Here is a 20,253-nt window from a genome sequence, read left to right as displayed (position 1 = left end):
CGGGCCGGATGCCTGAGAGGCATCCGGCCCGCTTTTGTCGTCCCTGTTGCCTCGCCGGCGCTGCGCCAGTGCTACGCCGGCCAGCCCTCCGGTCCAGGGGTTCCGGCCTGATATTCCTCCAGCGGGACATGTCCGGCGGTCCAGGACTTCAGCACGGGCGCCAGGATGCGCCAGCAGTCCTCGGCGGTGTCCGCCCGCACCGAGAGCAGCGGATCGCCGGTCAGGACGCCCTCCAGCACTTCACCGTAGGGGAGGAGCTCGGAAGAGCTCAGCTCCGCCTGCAACGTGGCCCGGTCCAGGCTCAGCACATCGCCCGGGCCGTTCACGTCGACGTCGAACTGCAGGGTGTCCGGGCCAAAACCGATCCGCAGCTGGTTGGGGGCGTCCACGCCGGTGAACCCCTTCGGCAGGTGCGGCACCGGCCGGAAGGTCACCACGGCCTCCTTGCGTTTTTTGCCCAGCGCCTTGCCCGAGCGCAGGATGAACGGCACGCCCTGCCAGCGCCAGTTGTCGATCTCCACCTGCACCTCGGCGAGGGTCTCGGTGCCCCTGGACGCGTCCACGCCCTCCTCCCGGGCATAGTCCGGGATTTTCCGGCTGTTGATCGAACCGGCGGTGTACCGTGCCCGGCGGGTGTTTTGGCGGTACGGGGCCTTGATTCTGCTGGCCCGCAGCACGGTGGCCACGGCATCGCGGAGGTCGCGTTCGTCCACGGACGCGGGCGGCTCGATTGCCATGAGGGCCATGATCTGAAGCAGATGGCTCTGGATCATGTCGCGGAGGGCGCCGGCGCCGTCGTAGTAGCGGGCGCGTCCTTCGAGAGCGAGGTCCTCGTCGAAAATGATCTCGATCTTTTCGACGTGCTGCCGGTTCCACACCGGCTCCAGGAACGTGTTCGCGAAGCGCAGGCCAAGGATGTTCAGGACGGTTGCCTTGCCGAGGAAGTGGTCCACCCGATGGATGTGGTCCTCCGGGACCAGCGCGGCCAGTGTCTTGTTCAGATGCTGCGCGGACTGCTCATCCGAGCCGAACGGCTTCTCCATGACCAGCCGGGTGCCGGCGGGCACGTCCTCGGGAGCCAGCGCCTCGCACGCGCGCTGGCTGACACGCGGCGGCAGGGCGAAGTAGATGGCCACGGGGCCCTCCATCTGCGCCAGCAGCCCGGCGAGCTGGCCTTTGGCCGTGACATCGATTTGGTGGTAGCTGCTCTCCTGGCGGATCCGCTTGAGCTCCCGCTTGCCGTGGGCATCGGCCCGGGAGTTCTCGTCCGCAAAGGACTCCTCGATCCGGCCCAGCCACTGCTCCGGCGTCCAGGGGTCCGATCCCGCTCCGGCCAGGGTGAGGCCGTCGGCGCGGCCCCGGGCCACCAGGCGGGCCAGCCCTGGCAACAGGAGCCTGCCCGTCAGATCGCCCGAGGCGCCCAGGATGAGCAGGGTTTTTACAGTTGTTTGGCTGGTCACCTAAGCCAGCATGCCATCTTGAAGGCGCATCTTGGTACCCTAGATAGTCGAGTCCTGTTGTCGAGGCGGTTCGTCCAGGCGAACACCAGTCGCGACGCTGGCGTGCCGCACCGGCCGCCACCTGTAGATCCACTGAAAGAAGTGCACGGCGCGTGTTCAATTCACTCTCTGACCGGTTGACAGCAACCTTCAAGAATCTGCGTGGCAAAGGCCGCCTGACCGAGGCGGACGTTGACGCCACAGTCCGCGAGATCCGGCGTGCCCTCCTGGACGCCGATGTCGCCGTGCCCGTGGTCCGGGAGTTCACCGGCCGCGTGCGCGAGCGTGCCCTCGGCGCCGAGGTTTCCGGGGCGCTGAACCCGAGCCAGCAGATCGTCAAGATCGTCAACGAGGAGCTCGTGGAGATCCTCGGCGGCGAGACCCGCCGGATCCGCCTCGCCAAGACCGGACCCACCATCATCATGCTGGCCGGCCTGCAGGGCGCCGGCAAGACCACCCTGGCCGGCAAGCTCGCCAAGTGGCTCAAGTCCCAGGGCCACAGCCCCATGCTGGTGGCCTGCGACCTCCAGCGCCCCAACGCCGTCACCCAGCTGCAGGTGGTCGGCCAGCGCGCCGGCGTGCCCGTTTTCGCCCCGCACCCAGGCGCCACGTCCACCGAGCTGGACCACCCTGCCGGCGACCCGGTCGCCGTCGCCCGTGACGGCGTCGAGGAAGCCAAGCGCACCCTCCACGACGTCGTGATCGTGGACACCGCCGGCCGTCTCGGCGTCGACGCCGACATGATGGAGCAGGCGCGCCAGATCCGCCGCGCGATCGTCCCGAACGAAGTCCTGTTCGTGATCGACTCCATGATCGGCCAGGACGCCGTCAACACGGCCGTGGCCTTCGACGAGGGCGTCAACTTCACCGGCATCGTGCTCTCCAAGCTCGACGGCGACGCCCGCGGCGGTGCCGCGCTCTCCGTCGCATCGGTCACCGGCAAGCCGGTCATGTTCGCGTCCACCGGCGAAGGCGTGGACGACTTCGAGCTCTTCCACCCGGACCGCATGGCCTCGCGCATTCTCGACATGGGTGACGTCCTCACCCTGATCGAGCAGGCCGAGAAGTCCTGGGACAAGGATGAAGCCGCCCGGATGGCGAAGAAGTTCGCCGACCAGGAAGACTTCACCCTGGATGACTTCCTCGCCCAGATGCAGCAGATCCGCAACATGGGCTCCATGAAGAAAATGCTCATGATGATGCCGGGCGCGCAGAACATCCGCCAGCAGCTGGAGCAGTTCGACGAGCGCGAGATCGACCGTGTTGAGGCCATTGTCCGGTCCATGACCCCGCACGAGCGCGTTGCTCCGAAGATCATCAACGGCTCCCGCCGGGCCCGCATTGCCCGCGGTTCCGGCGTGCACGTCTCCGAGGTCAACGGACTGCTGGAGCGCTTTGCCCAGGCCCAGAAGATGATGAAGAAGATGGCCGCCGGCGGCGGGATGCCCGGAATGCCGGGGATGCCCGGCATGGGCGGCGGGGCGCGCAAGGGAGCCAAGCCCGCGCCCAAGAAGAAGGCCCGCTCCGGCAACCCGGCCAAGGCAGCGCAGGAACTGCGCGACGCCGAGGCCCGGCGTGCCGCCGGCTCCAAGGCCCTGCCCACCGGGGCATCGTTCGGCCAGCAGGGCGGCGACTTCGATCCGTCCCAGCTGAATTTGCCCAAGGGCTTCGACAAGTTCCTCGGCGGCAGCAAGTAGCCGCAGCTGCTAATGCCGCCGGGACTGTGTCGCCGGCGGCATCAGCACTGAAGTGCCATAGGGTTAGACAATGTTCAAGCAGCGCGTAGTCTTCGTCCACGGGGATGGCAGCTTCGGTGCCGCCGCGTGGCCAAAGCAGCACGGAATGGCGCTGGACTACGACGCCCTGTTCCTGCGGCGGCACGGGTTTGACGCCGTCGCGGAACCCCTCGAATCCAACTTCGCCGCCGACGCCGCAATTGTGCTCGCGTCGCTGGCAGACGACGGCCGCGGCGAGGCCGGCGGCCATGTGGTGGCCCATTCGCAGGGCGCGATCGCCGCGATGATGGCTGCCGTCGAGCGGCCCGACCTCGTCCAGTCGCTCACCCTGGTGGAACCGGCCTGCCTGTCCCTGACCGCGGAGCTTCCCGCCACCGCTGCGCACCGGGCGCTCATGCAGCCGCTCTTCGACGTCCGGCACAACCTCAGCGACGACGACTTCCAGCGGGAGTTCATCCGCCGCGCGTTTGCGGCCGACGCCCCGGGGGCCACGACGCCGGAGGCCCTCCGGGCGGCGCGCCGGCTCCGCCTGCAGGCGCCGCCGTGGGAAGCCCCGCTGCAGATCGTGCCGGGCGTGCCGACGCTGGTCCTGACCGGAGGCTGGGAACCGCTGTATGAGGAAATCGCCGGCTACCTGCGCGAGACCGGCGCCCTGCACCGCACGGCGCCGGGAGGGCACCGGCCCCAGGATTCAGCCGAGGGGGACCGGGCCATCCGCTCGTACATCGCCGAGGTTAGCCGGCACCAGCACGCCCGGGCGTCCTAGGAGGCTGCAGGTTCGCCTACGGCCGGTTCCGGCAGGTAGACCTTGCCGCCCGAGGCGAGGAACTCATTGCTCTTCGCCTGCATTCCGGCCGCCATCTGCGCCAGGGCCGCCTGCGAATCAGCTGAACCGTATTCGTCCCGGATGTCCTGGCTGATCCGCATCGAGCAGAACTTGGGACCGCACATCGAGCAGAAGTGGGCTGTCTTGGCCGGCTCCGCGGGAAGCGTCTCATCGTGGAAGGCCTCCGCCGTCACCGGGTCCAGGGACAGCGCGAACTGGTCCCGCCAGCGGAACTCAAACCGCGCCTTGGACAGGGCATCGTCGCGTTCGTGGGCGCCGGGGTGGCCCTTGGCGAGGTCGGCGGCGTGGGCCGCGATCTTGTAGGTGATCACGCCCGTCTTCACGTCGTCCTTGTTCGGCAGCCCGAGGTGTTCCTTGGGTGTCACGTAGCAGAGCATGGCGGTGCCGAAGCGGGCAATCTCCGTGGCGCCGATCGCCGAGGTGATGTGGTCATACCCCGGTGCGATATCGGTGACCAGCGGCCCGAGCGTATAGAACGGGGCGCCCTTGCAGAGTTCCTGCTGGCGCTCCACGTTTTCCCGGACGAGGTGGAAGGGCACATGTCCCGGGCCCTCCACCATGACCTGCACATCGAACTCCCAGGCCCGCTGCGTGAGCTCGGCCAGCGTGTCCAGCTCGGCGAACTGCGCCGCGTCGTTGGCATCCGCCGTCGCGCCGGGCCGCAGCCCGTCACCCAGGGAGAACGCGACGTCGTACTTCGCGAAGATCTCGCACAGCTCGTCGAAGTGGGTGTAGAGGAAGTTCTCCTGGTGGTGCGCCAGGCACCAGCCGGCCATGATGGAGCCGCCGCGGGAGACGATGCCGGTGACCCGGTTGGCTGTCAGGGGCACGTAGCGCAGCAGCACCCCGGCGTGGATGGTCATGTAGTCCACGCCCTGCTCGCACTGCTCGATCACGGTGTCCCGGAAGATCTCCCAGGTCAGGGCATTCGCCTCACCGTTGACCTTCTCCAGCGCCTGGTAGATCGGGACCGTGCCGATGGGGACGGGGGAGTTGCGGATGATCCATTCGCGTGTCGTGTGGATGTCGTCCCCGGTGGAGAGGTCCATGACCGTGTCCGCGCCCCACTGGGTGGCCCACTGGAGTTTGTCCACCTCCTCGGCGATGGAACTGGTCACGGCGGAGTTGCCGATATTGGCGTTGATTTTCACCAGGAACGCCTTGCCGATGATCATCGGCTCGGATTCGGGGTGGTTGACGTTGTTGGGAATGATCGCCCGCCCCGCGGCCACCTCGCTGCGGACCAGCTCCACATCGCAGTTCTCCCGCAGCGCGACGAACCGCATTTCCTGGGTGATGACACCGTCCCGGGCGTAGCGCATCTGCGTGACGGTCTTGCCCTCAACGGCGCGCCGCGGCACCGGCCGGCCGCCCCGCCACTCGGCCGACGCCGCACCCCGGCGCACCGCCGACTTGCCGTCGTCGAGCAGCTCCCGTTCCCGGCCGGCGTAGGTTTCGGTGTCCGCCCTGGCCTCAATCCAGGATGCCCGGAAGGGCTCCAGCCCGCGGACCGGATCGCTGCCGGGGCCGGCGGTGCGGTAGACCCGGAAGGGTGCGTTCCCGACGCCGCCCGGTGAGGGTTCCAGGGCAATCTCGGTCACCGGGACGCGGATGCCATGGTCCGGGTCCGTGGTGAAGGCCAGCGAGTGGGACTTCAGCGACTGCGTGGCGGCTGCAGGCTCATTTTGGGCTGACTCAATTTGGACGGGCTCGATTTGGGCAGGGCTGTGCTGGGTCAATTGGGTATTCACGAAAATACTCACTTCCTTCGCCGGCATTACCCGGACAGGTTCAACGGTCGCAGGCTGCGTCAGCCCGATCTCAGCCCCTGCAGGGGGCACCCGTGTGGTCGTAGACGAAGCTACCACGTGCCTGTCGACGGCTGTGGAGTATGACGCGGCCGGCGGACCGCGGTGTTAGCTTGGCATTGTGACTGTGCCCGGGGCCGCGGCCCGGATCAGGACGGCGACGCCGGAAGACCTTCCGGCGCTGCCGGTTCTCGAGGCCGCAGCAGACCGCATCCTCGAAGCGGAGCCGGGGGACCAGGCGCTCCCGGCTCCGGCGTTGACGACGCCGGTCGAGCCGCGCTTCATACTTGTCGCCGGAAACCCGCCCGTAGGATTTGCCCGCGTTGACGAACTCGGCGGCCAGGCCCACCTGGAGCAACTCTCCGTGCAGCCGGACTTCGGCGGGCGGGGGATCGGCCGGTCCGTGGTGGAGGCGGCCATCGATGCGGCCCGGAGTCGTGGCTGTTTATCGATGACGCTTAGCACCTTCGCGGACATTCCGTTCAATGGGCCGTTTTACGCGAGCTGCGGTTTCGAGGAATTCGCCCAGCCGGGCCAGGCGTTGGCTGCCCTGCGGGTGCACGAAGCGCAGCTGGGGCTGGATGATCTGGGCCGGCGGGTCGTCATGCGGATTAGGCTTAGGCCATGACCGGCATCATCGAATTCAGCGGCCCCATCCTCACGGCCGCGGACCAGGAACGCCGCGGACTTTGGTCGGTGGACGGACTGCTGACCTTCCGCCGCCCGGCAGCCGCGCCGGAGACCGTGCTGGACGGCTGGGTCATTCCCGGGTTCGTGGACGCACACTGCCACATCGGCCTGGGCCCGGGCGGGGACGTTTCCGAGGACACCGCCGAATCCCAGGCCCTGGCGGACCGGGACGCCGGGACGCTGCTGGTCCGAGATGCCGGCGCGGTCCACGACACCCGCTGGCTCCAGCAGCGGGCGGACCTTCCCCGGATCATCCGCTCCGGCCGGCACCTCGCCAGGACCCGGCGCTACCTGCCGGGCCTGGCCATCGAGGTCCAGCCGGAGGATCTCGTAGAGGCGGTGCGGAAGCAGGCCCGCGCGGGCGACGGCTGGGTCAAGCTCGTGGGGGACTGGATCGACCGCGACGCCGGCGACCTGGCGGCCAGCTTTCCCGCCCGGACGGTCAAGGACGCCGTCCAGGCCGCCCACGATGAAGGGGCCCGGGTCACCGCGCACTGCTTCGCCGAAGACACCCTGGATGACATGCTCGACGCCGGGATCGACTGCATCGAGCACGGCACCGGGCTGCTGCCCCGGCACCTGCCGCGCTTCCTCGACCAAGGCGTCCCGATCGTGCCCACTCTGATCAACATCGCCACGTTCCCGGACATCGCCACGCGGGCGGAGGCCAAGTTCCCCCGCTACGCCGCCCACATGCGCTCGCTGTGGGAACGGCGGGCTGAACGGGTCCTCGAAGCCTACGAGGCCGGGGTGGCCATCTATGCCGGCACCGACGCCGGCAGCGTGATCAGGCACGGCCGGATCGTGGACGAGATCCATGCCCTGCACGCCGCCGGCCTGCCCGCAGCAGCCGCCCTCGACGCGGCGGCCTGGTCCGCGAGGACGTGGCTCGGCGCGGACGGCATCGCCGAAGGGGCCAGCGCCGACGTCCTGGTATGCGCCGAAGACCCCCGGCAGCACCTCGGCACCCTCGCGGGCCTACAGCACATTGTGCTGAGGGGGCACTTCATCCGTTAGGAATAAATTGAAGCTTCAAGTAATTTAACCCTATACGAAAGGTCGCCGATACCCGGTGGCCGCAAGACACCGGAGCGTTTCGATGACCCAAGAATCCAGCACCCAGGATCTCCTTCCGGCCGAACTCAGCATGGGCACCGTGATGCTCAAGGTCGGCGACATGAAGCTCATGACCGATTACTACCAGCGGGCCCTCGGCCTGGAAATTGTGGCCGAACAGGACGGCGGCCTCTACCTCGGACGCAAGCGCAAGCCGCTGGTCCACCTGGCGCCCGCCCCCGGCCTGAACATTCCCTCCCGCGGCGAGGCCGGGCTCTTCCACACCGCCCTGCTCTTCGAGGACCAGCACTCCCTGGCGGCTACCGTGGCCACCGCGGCCCAGTATGAGCCCCAGTCCTTCACGGGCAGCGCGGACCACCTTGTCAGCGAGGCGTTCTACTTCAACGACCCCGAGGGCAACGGCATCGAGCTGTACTGGGACCGGCCGCGGGAAGCCTGGTCGTGGGAGGGCAAGAACGTCGTCATGGACAGCCTGGCCCTGCCGCCGCAGCGTTACCTGCAGCAGTTCCTGACCGAAGAATCCGTGACCGGCCAGCGCGAGGCCGCCGCCGGCGTCGGGCACGTCCACCTGCAAGTGGGCGACGTTCATTCCGCGCAAGAGTTCTACGTCGGCACCCTCGGATTCGAGAAGACCGCGGGCTGGCACGGCCAGGCACTGTTCGTCTCTGCCGGCGGCTACCACCACCACATGGCCATGAACGTCTGGAACAGCCGCGGCGCGGGTCCCCGGCGCGACACGTTGGGCCTGGGTGAAGTCCTCATCGAAGTGCCGTCCGGTGACGACGTCGCAGGCCTGGCCGACCGGCTTAAGGTCGCCGGCGTCGATTCGCACCACACCGGCGCCGAGCTGCGCTTCGAGGACCCGTGGCGCAACCGGATCCGCGTCGCCGTGCGCTAAGGCACGCTGTTCGCTGGGCATGTCCAGCCTTCATAGCTCCCCACTGGACATGCCCAACGTTCGTTGGCGGGACTTCGGAACATGTCCATCGGTCGCGGCCGGGAATGGACATGGCTGCCTTATGTCCATTGCTCACCGTCGGGGGAGGGCATTTCCACTGTTCGTTGGCGGGACTTCGGAACGTGTCCATCGGTCGCAGCCGGATGGGCTGGGTTTCCCGGGCTGGAGGAGGACATGTCCACTGGTCGCCCTCAGGACCGCTGGGTATGTCCACCGGTCGCAGCCGGGAACGGACATAGCTGCCATATGTCCAGTGCTCACGCTCCGGGGAGGGCATGCCCACGGGTGGGACCAAGTATGGCGACATCCGGCACGGTTACGGAGGGCATGTCCACCAGCGTCGCCGTGCGCTAAAGGCACGCTAGGCTGAAGCGACGCCGAAAACAGCGGTCCGCGTACCGCCGAACCCTAAGGACAAGCTGCATGGGATTCACCGAACTCTTTGTGTCCACCCACGAAGAAGCCCTCAAGCGCGCCGGCGCACTCGAAGGCGGCGGGCCGGCCGCGCCGGGGGCAGTCCGCATCCCGGAGATTAGTGACTTTGAGGTGGAGCGGCTGGGAGACCTCGCCGGAGTGGCCGTGCACGCCCCGGGCGCGGATTACGAGCTGGCCATGGTTGACGTGGCCAGCGACTCGCTGCTCGGCGTCCCCGCCGCGATGGTCCGCACGCTGGCGGAACTGCTCAGCTATGAAACCGAAGGGGAGGGCGACGTCCTCGAGGACGTCGCGGCCAACTGGGCCGCCGAGGAGGACATGCCCTTCGGCCCGGACGAGGCGCGGGGCTATGTCCGCCGGATCGCCGAGCTCGCCGCTGGAGTCGACCCCGCCACCAGGTCCGGCCTCTACGTCTGGACGTCCTGACCGGCCTGGATCGCCGCGACCAGGGGGCGTGCTGGCGCGCCGGACCCGCGTCAAGTCGAAATCCTGCCGGTGTTCTGGCACAATGAACAGGTACTCGATCTGCGTGGCCCCTCTCTCCGCGTCTGGATCTTGTCCTTTAGAACCCCCAAGTACGGCCCGCCCCACGGGTGCAGAACGCCGGGCTCGACCCCGTTTCAGAAACAGGAGTGACCACAAAAGTGGCCGTAAAGATTCGCCTTAAGCGCTTCGGTAAGATGCGCGCACCGTACTACCGCATCGTCGTCATGGACTCACGCTCCAAGCGTGATGGCCGTGCTATTGAAGAGATCGGCAAGTACCACCCGACCGAAGAGCCCTCGTACATCGAGGTCGACACGGACCGTGCCCAGTACTGGCTCGGCGTCGGCGCACAGCCGTCCGAGCAGGTTGCCGCGATCCTGAAGATCACCGGTGACTGGCAGAAGTTCAAGGGTCTCCCGGGCCAGGAGGGAACCTTGAAGACCAAGGCTCCCAAGGCTGCCTTCGTTACCCCGGAAAAGGGTTCCGTGATCATCCCGGAAGCCATCACCAAGAAGGCCAAGAAGGATGAAGCTGCCGAGGCTCCCGCCGACGCCGCCGAAGCAGAGACCACCGAGGCTGAGTAAATTGCTGGCAGAAGCGCTCGAACACCTGGTCCGCGGGATTGTTGACAGCCCCGAGGACGTCAAGGTCAGTGCGAAGAACAACCGCCGCGGGGAAACCCTTGAGGTGCGCGTTCATCAGGACGACCTCGGACGGGTGATCGGCCGGCAGGGCCGGACCGCACGCGCATTGCGCACTGTGGTTGCGGCGCTGGCGGACGGCGAGCAGGTCAGGGTCGACGTCGTCGACACCGACCGCCGCCGGTAACGCTTTCAGCACTACTTGTCTTGAGTCCGGCCCCTTCACCAGATAATGGTGGAGGGGCCGGACTGTTTTCCCGTCGTTACGCAACAGACTTACAGAATCACCAACCCCGAACAGAGGAACAGATGCAGCTCCAGGTGGCACGAATCGGCAAGCCCCACGGCATCCGCGGCGAAGTGACCGTCCAGGTGCTCACCGACGCGCCCGGCGACCGTTTTGTTCCCGGCACGCAGTTCATCGTGGAACCCGTCTCCGCCGGGCCGCTGACGGTGTTCAGCGCGCGCTGGAACAAGGACATCCTGTTGCTGGCCTTCGATGAGATCGAAACCCGCAACGAGGCCGAGACCCTGCGCGGCGCGAAGCTGTTCATCGAAACCGAAGAAATCGGCGCCGCCGACGACGACGAGGGCTGGTACGAGCACGAGCTCGTGGGCCTGGACGTCCGGGTGGGCGCCAGCGTGGTCGGCAAGGTCTCGGGACTGCACACGCTGCCCGTCCAGGACCTGCTGGTGGTCACCACGACCGACGGCAAGGAAGTCCTGATCCCGTTCGTCGAGCAGATTGTGCCCGAGGTCAACGTGGGTGAAAAGTACGTCCTCGTCACCCCGCCGCCCGGGCTGTTCGAGGTCAACACCGACGAGGCCCCCGACCAGCACAACCTCGATGAGCAGGGCAACGCGTAGATGAGAATCGACGTCGTCAGCATCTTTCCGGAGTACCTGGCCCCGCTGGAACTGTCGCTGATCGGCAAGGCCCGCCAGGACGGCCTGCTGGACCTCAAGGTCCACGACCTGCGTGAGTTCACCACCGACCGGCACCGGACGGTCGATGACACCCCCTACGGCGGCGGCGCCGGCATGGTCATGAAGCCCGAGCCGTGGGCGCAGGCCCTCACCGCCGTGGCCGCCGGGCGGTCCGAAGACGCCGGCGTGCCGGATTCTGCCGGCAAGCCGGTCCTGATTGTCCCGTCGCCGGCGGGGGAGCGCTTCACCCAGGCCACCGCGCACGAACTGGCCGAGGAAGAGCAGCTGGTGTTCGCCTGCGGACGCTATGAAGGCATCGACGAACGCGTCCTGGAATGGGCCGCGGACCACTTCACGGTGCGCCCGATGAGCCTGGGGGACTACGTCCTCAACGGCGGCGAAGTCGCCGTGCTGGCCATGGTTGAGGCCATCGGGCGGCTGCTGCCCGGCGTCGTCGGCAACCCCGAGTCCCTGGTCGAGGAGTCCCACTCGGACGGGCTGCTCGAGTACCCCGTCTACACCAAGCCCTCCAGCTGGCGGGACCGGGACGTCCCGGCGGTGCTGCTGAGCGGCAACCACGGCAAGATCGCCCAGTGGCGCCGGCACGAGCAGTACCGGCGCACCGCCGAACGCCGCCCCGACCTCCTGGTGGAGTTCGACGCCGGCAGGCTGCCGCGCGCGGACCGCACGGCGTTCGCTGACCTGGGGTACGACGTCGTCGACGGCCACCTGGTGCGCCGTCCCGACGCCTAACCGCCGGGATTGGGCTAACCCGCACAAAATGTGGCAAAATTAGTCCTTGTGCCTGCTGGGTTGCGAACCTGCCACAGGGGGAGCGCTGCCAACAGCCCGGCACCCCGGTCCCGTCTATTCCTGACAGGGCCGGATTGACAAACTTTCGGCGGAAATTTCCGGGCGGCACATGCCCCCGGGCTTGGCCGCCGTAACCCAACGTGAGTGACCTGTGGCGTTCACCAGGAGTGGATCAATGCATATCCTCGATTCCGTAGATGCAGCCTCGCTGCGCACCGATGTTCCCGAGTTCCGCGCGGGTGACACCATCAAGGTTCACGTGAACATCATCGAAGGCAAGAACTCCCGCGTCCAGGTATTCCAGGGCTTCGTCCTGGGCCGCCACGGCGATGGCGTCCGCGAAACCTTCACCGTCCGCAAGGTCTCCTTCGGTGTCGGCGTGGAGCGTACCTTCCCGGTGCACTCCCCGATCATCGACAAGATCGAGCTCGTCTCCAAGGGTGACGTGCGCCGCGCCAAGCTTTACTACATGCGTAACCTGCGTGGTAAGGCCGCGAAGATCAAGGAAAAGCGCGACTTCCAGCCCGCCAAGTAAGTCCTTTCGACTTCCACGACAGGCTTCCACCGCGGGTCCACGGACCGTACCCGGTGCGTCAGCTAGTGCGGCGCCGGAGCTATCCGCAACAGCGCAATTTAGTTCACTACAGCGCCAAGGGATACGGAACATGGAACAGCCAAAACGCCAGCCCAGGAAACCGGGCTGGCGTTTTGCGTTGCTGGCCCTGGTGCTCGCCGTGGCCATCAGCGCCGTGGTCCGCTCATTGTGGCTGGACATCTTCTTCATCCCGTCCGCGTCCATGGAACCGCTCCTTCACACCGGGGACCGGATCCTGGTGGCACGGGCCGGCTTCCAGGCTGAACCCCTGGACAGGGGGGACGTCGTCGTCTTTGACGGCCGCGGCTCCTTCGCCCCGCTCAACAGCGGCAACGGCCCCGTGGTGGATGCTCTCGCCGAAGCCGGACGCTGGCTCGGCCTCGCGGGCAGCGACACCACGTATGTCAAGCGCGTCATCGGACTGCCCGGTGACCGCGTGGTTTGTTGCGATGCCGGCGGCCGGCTCACAGTCAACGGTCAGCAAGTTGCGGAACCGTACTTGTATCCGGGGGACACCCCGAGCGATATGAAGTTCGCTGTTGAGGTGCCGGCCGGACGGCTCTGGCTCATGGGGGACCACCGCTCCATGTCGGCCGATTCCCGGAGCCTCCTCGGTGCCCCCGGCGGCGGCATGGTGCCGCTCGAACGCGTCATTGGCAGACCGGTACAGATCATCTGGCCGCTTGATAGATTTGCAGCAGTAGCGCGGCCCGAACCGGCTGCGACAACGACGACGACGAACGGACAGTAGATGCCCGAAACCGAACCGCGCACTCCTGATCCGCAGGGCCAGGACCGACCCCGGGTTGCCGCCTCGGCGATCCCCGGGGACGAGCCGGCGGAGCAGCCCACCACCCGGCTGCCGCAGGCACAGGTCGCGGACGAGCACGCTGGTGCGGAGGCCGCGGCGCCGGCTGTTGTGCCGGCGCCGGCGTCGCAGGACGGCAGTGCCGGGGCGCGGCGGGCTGATCGGGGCGACAGGGACCGGACAGCCGGTCCCGCCCACGCAGATGCGTCCTCCCGCCGGGCCAGGAAGGCCAGGGCCCGTGAAGGGCGCAGCCCGCTCTTCCTGTGGCTGAAGGAGGTTGCCACGGTGGTCATCGTGGCGATCGTGCTGTCCTTCCTGATCAAGACCTTCCTGTTCCGGGCCTTCTACATCCCGTCCGAATCCATGGTCAACACCCTCGACGTGAACGACCGCATCTTCGTCAACCTCCTCGTGCCGGAGCCCATGGCGCTCCAACGCGGGGACGTGGTGGTGTTCCGGGACAGCCAGGGCTGGCTGGCCCCCGCAGCCCAGAAGACGAAGGGCCCGTTCACCTGGGTTCAGGACGGGCTGACGTTCGTCGGTCTGCTTCCGGACAACTCGGAACAGCACCTGGTCAAGCGCGTGATCGGGCTCCCCGGGGATCACGTGGTCTGCTGCGACGCCGGCGGACAGCTCACCGTCAACGGCGCGCCGCTTGATGAGAAGTACATCAATTCCGTCGAGACTCCCCAGGTCCGCGACTTCGACGTCGTCGTGCCCGCGGGCAAGGTCTGGGTCATGGGCGACAACCGCAACCACTCCGCGGATTCACGCGCCCATATGGACACCAACGGCGGCTTCGTCAACGAGTCCGACATCGAAGGCAAAGCCGCCGTCATAGCGTGGCCGCTGAACAGGATGTCGGTGCTGGACAACTATCCGGGCGTCTTCAGCAGCGTGCCCGCCCCGACCGGAAAGTAAGCCGCCCTTCATGTCAGTCGCCCCCACCCTCGACTACGAACGCCGCTTCCGCAGCTCCGGCGCCCGGCTTCTCGCGGGTATCGACGAGGTGGGCCGCGGTGCCCTCGCCGGCCCCGTCAGCGTGGGGATCGCCGTCGTCGACCTGCAACAGCAGAAGCTCCTGGCCGATGTCCGGGACAGCAAGCTGCTCAAGGTCGCGGACCGGGAGCGGCTGGTGCCGCTGGTCCGGGACTGGAGCGTCGCCTCCGCCGTGGGACATGCCTCCGCGAACGAGATTGACGAACTCGGAATCATCGCCGCCCTCCGGCTGGCCGGGAACCGGGCCTGGTTCGCGGTGCTCGCCGCCGGCATCAGGCCCGAGGTTGTCCTGCTGGACGGCAGCCACAACTGGCTCTCGCCCGATCTCCAGCCCTCACTCTTTGACGACGCCCCCGCCGAACCCGGCTGCGACGCCCCGGTGCACACGCTGGTCAAAGCCGACATGCAGTGCCTCAGCGTCGCCGCGGCCAGCATCATTGCGAAGGTCGAGCGCGATGCGATGATGTGCGAGCTGCACACCCAATACCCGGCCTACGGCTGGGACGAGAACAAGGGCTACGGCACCGCGGCGCACAAGGAAGCGCTGCGGACCGCCGGTCCCACGCCGTACCACCGGGTCAGCTGGCAGCTGCTCTAGCCTGCGGGCGCCGGCCCGTGGCACGCTGTGCCTCTCTGTGCCTCTCTGGGGCGCGCGGTGGCGCGCGGCCGACGCCGGATGGTGCAAGATGGAACCATGAGTGCCGAGGACCTTGAAAACTATGAGACCGACATGGAGCTACAGCTCTACCGCGAATACCGCGACGTCGTCGGGCTGTTCAGCTATGTGGTCGAGACCGAACGGCGTTTCTACCTTGCCAACCATGTTGACCTGCAGGCCCGCAGCGCCGACGGCGAGGTCTACTTCGATCTGACCCTGCAGGACGCCTGGGTGTGGGACGTCTACCGTTCCGCCCGCTTCGTCAAGAGCGTCCGCGTCATCACGTTCAAGGACGTCAACGTCGAGGAACTGCCGCGCAGCGAGGAGCTCGCCCTGCCCAAGGTCGAAGACCTGGGCAACTGACCCTGGCTTCCTAGTTTTCGGGCTTCCTAGCCCCTGGGTGCCGCAGCAGGGTTTCCCGATGCGGTCCAGGGCAATGCACCCGGGCCCAGATAGATACCGCCTTCCGCCGCCCGGGTGACGAGTGTGGGCAGTGGCAGAACCCCCATCAATTGCGCAGCGTTATGAAGCAATCTGCTATTTATTCATGAGCTTTTTTGATGAAGTAGACGTTTCCGTCCTCATCAGAGCGACTGACTCGATGTCGCGGACTGACAAGCGCGGCATGTCCTCAAGGTGTGACGCGAAGCCCTCGAGGCTGACGACGTACATGGCGGTCGGTTGTTGCTCGCAGAGCTGTATGGCAGCTCGCAGCTCGCAGCTCGTCAGGGTTGTCCAGGTCCCCAACGTTGAGCAAGTCACGTAGGGGCTATTTAACTCGCTCCAGCACGTCCTGAAGTTGATCATAAGGTTCTCTTCGTTGGCTGGTAGACGTTCACTCATTGGCTCTCTCCTCCCTGTTTAGATATTCGGTTACCTGCTGCGCAATCTCGTCGGTGATTCCCGTCTGCCAGGCGGTCTTGAACAGGGGCTGATCGGCATAGAAGTCTGAGTCATCATCGATAATGGCATACCGCGTAACTTCTGGATGCTGGTCCAGCCACATCTTCACCTCCTCGCCACGAAAACCTGTGTCTGCCGTCGGAGTCACGTCAAAGGTCTTGTAGACGTGTCGGTCGACCTCTTCCCGGCCGTCTTTGAAGATCCGCCATGTGGACGTAAGAACAACGGCTGCGTCAGTGTCGAGGATGATCTTGCTGACCCTGGACGCCAGGAACGGATCGATGCCCATGAAGCCGTGAAAGCTCTGTCGCGTACCCACGCGGTTGACGACTCCATCAATATCGAGGAAAAGTACTTTCATTCCTGTTTCTCCTGCGGTTCTTCTCGTCCTGCCTTGATTATGCGATCAGCAGTGCTGAACACCCTGCGGATACGCTTCTCGTCTGGCTTATTTCCCTGTAGCCAAGACTGGACGTAGTGACGGCTCTCGTCGGCGTCGAACTGATCAGTCGCCCCTGACTTGTTCATGATTAGGTAGGCCGACCCCTCGGCTTCGAACTGGAAGATCCCACGGTGATTGCCGTACTCTGCCAGCTTCTCGTCAGTTGTGTGACCGTGGACGATGTGGCTCAGCTCGTGCTGAATCGTCTTGAATGGATAGGCCGCGACCGGGTTGATGGCGAACCGCCTGTGTCGTGAGTAGCCCTTGGCGTTGCCGTTCAGACTCTGGTACGCCATGTCTTGATTCGCCAGGGAGCCGGGTGCACGTTCCTTGTTCCAAGTCGGTGCTTCATACTCCGGTAACGCTGCGACCTTTCCTCCGCCGCGACCGGGCCATGGGTTTTTCCACATAGCAAAAGTGTGCCCTCTGCCCGTCCTTGGCGGCCCGCCATGCTGGAGGTATGAGAGCTAAGGACGTGCTCGGCCGCCACGGGGAGGACCTCGCGGCGGATTACCTTCAAGCCCACGGCATGCAGATCGTGGAGCGGAACTGGCGCTGCCCTGAGGGTGAGATCGACATTGTCGCGTTTGATGGCGAAGCCGTGGTCATCGCCGAGGTGAAAACCCGCAAGTCCCTCGCCTACGGCCACCCCTTTGAAGCCGTGGGCGCGGACAAGCTGGCCAGGCTCCACCGGCTCGCGTCGGCGTGGTGTCGTGCCCAGGGGCTGCGCGCCCCACTGTGCCGCGTGGACGTGATCGCCGTGCTGGACGACGGCATCGGCGAGCCCGACGTCGAGCACCTCAGGGGTGTGGGGTAGATGGGCTTGGGCCGGACCTATTCGGTCGCGCTCGTGGGCCTCAACGGCTACATCGTCGAGGTCGAGGCCGACATCGGCCAGACCCTGCCGGCCTTTGTGATCCTTGGCCTGCCGGACGCCTCACTGAACGAGGCCAAGGAACGGATCCGCTCCGCGGCCCAGAACTCGGGGATCCCGCTGAGCCGTCGGAAAATTACGGCCAACCTCATCCCGGCGTCCCTGCCCAAACGCGGCTCGGGCTTCGACCTCGCCATCGCCATGGCGGTGCTGCTCGCGGCGAACGACATCCGGCCCACGGGGCGCACCGTCTTCATCGCCGAACTCGGCCTGGACGGCCGGCTGCGGCCCGTGCGGGGCATCCTTCCGGCCGTGATGGCCGCGGTACGGGCCGGCTACCCCGAGGTCGTCGTGGCCCGGGCCAACGTGGCGGAGGCCGAGCTCGTCCCCGGCGCGCAGGTCCGGGGCTATGCCACCCTGGCCCGGCTCGCCTTCGACTGCGGCGCGGACCCGCAGGACCTTGCCCTCGACTTCGAGCCCGGGTCCGAGGACTCCGACAGCCCCGATACAGGCAGCGGTCCCGCCCTGGCGCCGGACATGTGCGATGTCTCCGGCCAGGCCGCGGCGCGGCGCGCCCTGGAAGTGGCAGCTGCCGGTGCCCACCACTTGCTGCTGACCGGACCGCCGGGCGCCGGGAAGACTATGCTCGCCGAGCGGCTGCCCGGCCTGCTCCCGGATCTGGGCGACACCGAGGCCATGGAGGTCACCGCCATCCACTCGCTGTGTTCTTTGCCGTCGGGCTCTGTGCAGCTGCTGCGCCGGCCACCCTACGAGAACCCGCACCACACCGCGACCGCTGTGGCCATCATCGGTGGCGGGTCCGGGCTGCCGCGGCCCGGGGCAGCGTCCCGTGCACACCGCGGAGTGCTCTTCCTGGACGAAGCCCCGGAGTATGACCGCGGCGTCCTGGACGCCCTGCGGCAGCCGCTGGAAAGCGGTGAGCTGGTCATCCACCGCTCGGCCGGGTCAGCGGCCTATCCCGCCCGATTTCAGCTGGTCCTCGCAGCCAACCCCTGTCCGTGCGGGAAGGCAACCGGCAAAGGGGTGGACTGCATCTGCACCCCCACCATGCGCCGCCGGTACCAGGCCCGGATGTCCGGGCCCCTGTTGGACCGGGTCGATATCCAGCTCGAAGTCGAGCGGGTGTCGCTGGCCGGATTCGGCCAGCCTACAGCCGAGGAGGGAACCGCCAGCATCGCGGAACGGGTCCGGGCGGCCCGGAGCCGTCAGCTGGACCGGCTGCTGCCGTTCGGGATGGAAACCAACGCGCAGGTGCCGGGGCGGCTGCTCCGTGGGGCCCTGCGGCTCGATGCCCCCACCACCCGCATCCTGGACTACGCGCTGGAGCGCGGTGTGCTGACCGCACGCGGCTACGACCGCGTGCTGCGCCTCGCCTGGACCCTTGCGGACCTCTCCCGGCGCGACGTTCCGGACGGGGACGACGTCGGGCGGGCGCTGGGCCTCCGCCAGGCCGCCGCGGCCTCACCCTGAGCCTGCCGGCGCGAATCAGCACCCGTAGCCACGCGAAAGGAACCACCATGATCGATGACGAACGAACAGCCCGGGCCGCCCTGTCCCGACTATTCGAGCCGCAGGACGCGGCGGCGCTGGCACTCGTGCGGGCCGCGGGAACGCAGGACGCCCTGCGGATTGCCAGCGGCCGGCTCGCAGCCGGTCCCGAGCTTGAGCAGGAGATGACCGGAATCCTGTCGGACAGCGGCTCCGGTGGGGGCTGGTCAGGGCTCACGGAGGCGCTGAAGCGTTGGGCCCCGCGCGTGCCCGACCTAGCACCGGAGCGGGACCTGGCCACCATGCAGCGGCTCGGCGGACGGATCCTCATTCCCACAGACGACTTGTGGCCGCGGCAGCTGGCGGACCTCGAACTCAAGGAACCCCTGTGCCTGTGGTGGCGCGGAGTGGAACAGGAGCTGCCCCCGGCGGCCCGGTCCATTGCTCTGGTGGGCTCCCGGGACAGCACCAGCTACGGGGCATCGGTGACGGGCGATCTCGCGTACTCGCTGGCCCAGCGCGGCTTCACGATCGTCTCCGGCGGTGCCTACGGGATTGACGCCCACGCCCACAGGGCGGCCCTGGCCGGAAGCACGGGCGGCGTGCCCACCATTGCCGTCATGGCCGGGGGAGTGGACCGCTTCTACCCGTCCGGCAACGAGGACTTACTCCGGGCCGTGGCGGACCACGGCGCGGTCTTGGCCGAGGTCCCGCCCGGGTCCGCGCCCACCCGCTACCGGTTCCTGCAGCGCAACCGCCTCATTGCGGCATTGGCCTCTGTAACGGTCGTCGTCGAGGCCCGGTGGCGCTCCGGCGCCCTCAACACCGCCCACCATGCCGAAAGCCTGGGCCGGGCCGTGGGCGCCGTGCCCGGATCCATCCACAGCGCCAACTCCGCCGGCTGCCACCGGCTCCTGCGCGAAGGCGGGGCCGTGTGCGTCACGGATGCCGGGGAAATCGCCGAACTCGCCTCCCCGAGCGGCGAGGGGGTGCCCCCGGACAAGGCAGGCCGGGCTGAGGCCCACGACGGCCTGACCCTGGAGGACCTGATCCTGCTCGATGCCCTGCCGCTGCGCACCACCAGCTCGGTCGAGAAGCTGGCCACGGTGGCCGGTCTGGGCCCGGACTCAGTCCGCGCCGGGCTTGGCAGGCTGGGGCTGCTGGGCCTGGCCGAATCCCGGCACGGCGGCTGGAAACGCTCCGGGAAAGCGGACTGAGGTGATGAGCGCCGCCGGGAAGGCGCGGCTCGCCGACCGGCTCCTTGAATGCCCCGGGAATACTGCCACAGTAGGAGGGTGCCTACACAGGATCCCCCCGCCGCGCTGCCCACCTCGCTGGACGGCGCCGCCGCACGCTTCGGCCGCTACCTGGAAGCGGAGCGGGGCCGGTCCGCCCATACCGTCCGGGCCTATCTCTCCGACGTCGAAAGCCTGCTGGCGCACGCCGCGACCGAGGGGGTCCAGGATCTTGCCGGGCTGGAGCTTGGGACCCTCCGGCGCTGGCTCGGCGCCCAGAGCGAGTCCGGCAAGTCCCGCGCCACCCTGGCCC

Annotated in this window: 23 protein-coding genes and 1 riboswitch; of the genes, 19 read left to right on the top strand and 4 right to left on the bottom strand. The window is 67.4% G+C overall.

The features are described 5' to 3' along the window. Positions 1 to 71 precede the first annotated feature (71 nt). The gene (locus tag LQV16_RS04130; protein ID WP_229992668.1) at positions 72 to 1,460 is read right to left on the bottom strand and encodes a glucose-6-phosphate dehydrogenase; all 1,389 of its coding nucleotides are present in this window, start codon (positions 1,458 to 1,460) and stop codon (positions 72 to 74) included. A gap of 152 nt (positions 1,461 to 1,612) precedes the next feature. Here LQV16_RS04130 and ffh point away from each other — a divergent pair, with 152 nt between their 5' ends. Next, positions 1,613 to 3,196 (top strand): signal recognition particle protein, encoded by a 1,584-nt coding sequence (ffh, locus tag LQV16_RS04125; protein WP_229992667.1) that lies wholly within the window; start codon positions 1,613 to 1,615, stop codon positions 3,194 to 3,196. Between the two features lie 70 nt (positions 3,197 to 3,266). Continuing rightward, positions 3,267 to 4,001: an alpha/beta hydrolase gene (locus LQV16_RS04120; protein WP_229992666.1), complete on the top strand. Its 735-nt coding sequence runs from the start codon at positions 3,267 to 3,269 to the stop codon at positions 3,999 to 4,001. Here LQV16_RS04120 and thiC read toward each other — a convergent pair. Then, positions 3,998 to 5,833, bottom strand: a complete 1,836-nt coding sequence (gene thiC, locus LQV16_RS04115; protein ID WP_290369323.1) for a phosphomethylpyrimidine synthase ThiC — start codon at positions 5,831 to 5,833, stop codon at positions 3,998 to 4,000. The genes LQV16_RS04120 and thiC overlap by 4 nt on opposite strands. Further along, a riboswitch (TPP riboswitch) is annotated at positions 5,829 to 5,937 on the bottom strand. (Overlaps the previous gene by 5 nt.) A 74-nt stretch (positions 5,938 to 6,011) precedes the next feature. Here thiC and LQV16_RS04110 point away from each other — a divergent pair. The 13 genes from LQV16_RS04110 (at position 6,012) to LQV16_RS04050 (ending at position 15,340) form a co-directional block, all read left to right on the top strand. Continuing rightward, positions 6,012 to 6,518, top strand: coding sequence for a GNAT family N-acetyltransferase (locus LQV16_RS04110; protein WP_229992665.1), 507 nt, complete (start codon positions 6,012 to 6,014; stop codon positions 6,516 to 6,518). After that, complete coding sequence (locus LQV16_RS04105) at positions 6,515 to 7,597, top strand: amidohydrolase family protein (RefSeq protein WP_229992664.1); 1,083 nt, start codon at positions 6,515 to 6,517, stop codon at positions 7,595 to 7,597. The genes LQV16_RS04110 and LQV16_RS04105 overlap by 4 nt, the downstream gene beginning before the upstream one ends. 82 nt (positions 7,598 to 7,679) lie before the next feature. Further along, positions 7,680 to 8,555 (top strand): VOC family protein, encoded by an 876-nt coding sequence (locus LQV16_RS04100; RefSeq protein WP_229992663.1) that lies wholly within the window; start codon positions 7,680 to 7,682, stop codon positions 8,553 to 8,555. Positions 8,556 to 9,038: 483 nt separating this feature from the next. Next, positions 9,039 to 9,476: a hypothetical protein gene (locus LQV16_RS04095; RefSeq protein WP_229992662.1), complete on the top strand. Its 438-nt coding sequence runs from the start codon at positions 9,039 to 9,041 to the stop codon at positions 9,474 to 9,476. A 218-nt stretch (positions 9,477 to 9,694) separates the two neighbouring features. Further along, positions 9,695 to 10,120, top strand: a complete 426-nt coding sequence (gene rpsP, locus LQV16_RS04090; protein ID WP_026266438.1) for a 30S ribosomal protein S16 — start codon at positions 9,695 to 9,697, stop codon at positions 10,118 to 10,120. Position 10,121: 1 nt separating this feature from the next. After that, a complete protein-coding gene (locus LQV16_RS04085; RefSeq protein ID WP_079554798.1) occupies positions 10,122 to 10,364 on the top strand; it encodes an RNA-binding protein in 243 nt (80 codons plus the stop codon). 122 nt (positions 10,365 to 10,486) lie between these two features. After that, positions 10,487 to 11,044 carry a ribosome maturation factor RimM gene (rimM, locus tag LQV16_RS04080; protein WP_229992661.1) on the top strand — a complete coding sequence of 186 codons (558 nt, stop codon included), beginning with the start codon at positions 10,487 to 10,489 and terminating at the stop codon, positions 11,042 to 11,044. After that, positions 11,045 to 11,857 carry a tRNA (guanosine(37)-N1)-methyltransferase TrmD gene (trmD, locus tag LQV16_RS04075; protein ID WP_229992660.1) on the top strand — a complete coding sequence of 271 codons (813 nt, stop codon included), beginning with the start codon at positions 11,045 to 11,047 and terminating at the stop codon, positions 11,855 to 11,857. Between the two features lie 235 nt (positions 11,858 to 12,092). Beyond that, entirely contained in the window at positions 12,093 to 12,452 is a 360-nt protein-coding gene (rplS, locus tag LQV16_RS04070; protein WP_090578701.1) for a 50S ribosomal protein L19, read from the top strand. Positions 12,453 to 12,582: 130 nt separating this feature from the next. Next, positions 12,583 to 13,263 carry a signal peptidase I gene (gene lepB / locus LQV16_RS04065; RefSeq protein ID WP_229992659.1) on the top strand — a complete coding sequence of 227 codons (681 nt, stop codon included), beginning with the start codon at positions 12,583 to 12,585 and terminating at the stop codon, positions 13,261 to 13,263. Then, the gene (gene lepB / locus LQV16_RS04060) at positions 13,264 to 14,241 is read left to right on the top strand and encodes a signal peptidase I (RefSeq protein ID WP_229992658.1); all 978 of its coding nucleotides are present in this window, start codon (positions 13,264 to 13,266) and stop codon (positions 14,239 to 14,241) included. Positions 14,242 to 14,251: 10 nt separating this feature from the next. Further along, positions 14,252 to 14,917: a ribonuclease HII gene (locus LQV16_RS04055; protein WP_229992657.1), complete on the top strand. Its 666-nt coding sequence runs from the start codon at positions 14,252 to 14,254 to the stop codon at positions 14,915 to 14,917. A 96-nt stretch (positions 14,918 to 15,013) separates the two neighbouring features. Then, positions 15,014 to 15,340 carry a DUF2469 domain-containing protein gene (locus tag LQV16_RS04050; protein ID WP_018773443.1) on the top strand — a complete coding sequence of 109 codons (327 nt, stop codon included), beginning with the start codon at positions 15,014 to 15,016 and terminating at the stop codon, positions 15,338 to 15,340. A gap of 472 nt (positions 15,341 to 15,812) precedes the next feature. Here LQV16_RS04050 and LQV16_RS04045 read toward each other — a convergent pair whose 3' ends face one another. Both LQV16_RS04045 and LQV16_RS04040 read right to left on the bottom strand, forming a co-directional pair. Further along, positions 15,813 to 16,241: an HAD domain-containing protein gene (locus tag LQV16_RS04045; protein ID WP_229992656.1), complete on the bottom strand. Its 429-nt coding sequence runs from the start codon at positions 16,239 to 16,241 to the stop codon at positions 15,813 to 15,815. Continuing rightward, positions 16,238 to 16,732 (bottom strand): hypothetical protein, encoded by a 495-nt coding sequence (locus tag LQV16_RS04040; protein ID WP_229992655.1) that lies wholly within the window; start codon positions 16,730 to 16,732, stop codon positions 16,238 to 16,240. The genes LQV16_RS04045 and LQV16_RS04040 overlap by 4 nt, the downstream gene beginning before the upstream one ends. 50 nt (positions 16,733 to 16,782) lie before the next feature. On the opposite strand from LQV16_RS04040, the gene LQV16_RS04035 reads away from it, so the two are divergent. The 4 genes from LQV16_RS04035 to LQV16_RS04020 form a co-directional block, all read left to right on the top strand. Next, positions 16,783 to 17,139 (top strand): YraN family protein, encoded by a 357-nt coding sequence (locus LQV16_RS04035; RefSeq protein WP_229992654.1) that lies wholly within the window; start codon positions 16,783 to 16,785, stop codon positions 17,137 to 17,139. After that, entirely contained in the window at positions 17,140 to 18,687 is a 1,548-nt protein-coding gene (locus LQV16_RS04030; RefSeq protein WP_229992653.1) for a YifB family Mg chelatase-like AAA ATPase, read from the top strand. A gap of 47 nt (positions 18,688 to 18,734) precedes the next feature. Beyond that, positions 18,735 to 19,922, top strand: a complete 1,188-nt coding sequence (gene dprA, locus LQV16_RS04025) for a DNA-processing protein DprA (RefSeq protein WP_229992652.1) — start codon at positions 18,735 to 18,737, stop codon at positions 19,920 to 19,922. A 117-nt stretch (positions 19,923 to 20,039) separates the two neighbouring features. Next, positions 20,040 to 20,253 (top strand): site-specific integrase (locus LQV16_RS04020; protein WP_229992715.1); only part of this gene is annotated, 214 nt, incomplete at its 3' end.

The sequence above is a fragment of the Arthrobacter sp. Bi26 genome, assembly GCF_918697925.1.
GTDB lineage: Bacteria > Actinomycetota > Actinomycetes > Actinomycetales > Micrococcaceae > Arthrobacter.
This window is presented reverse-complemented; position numbering and strand designations above follow the sequence as displayed.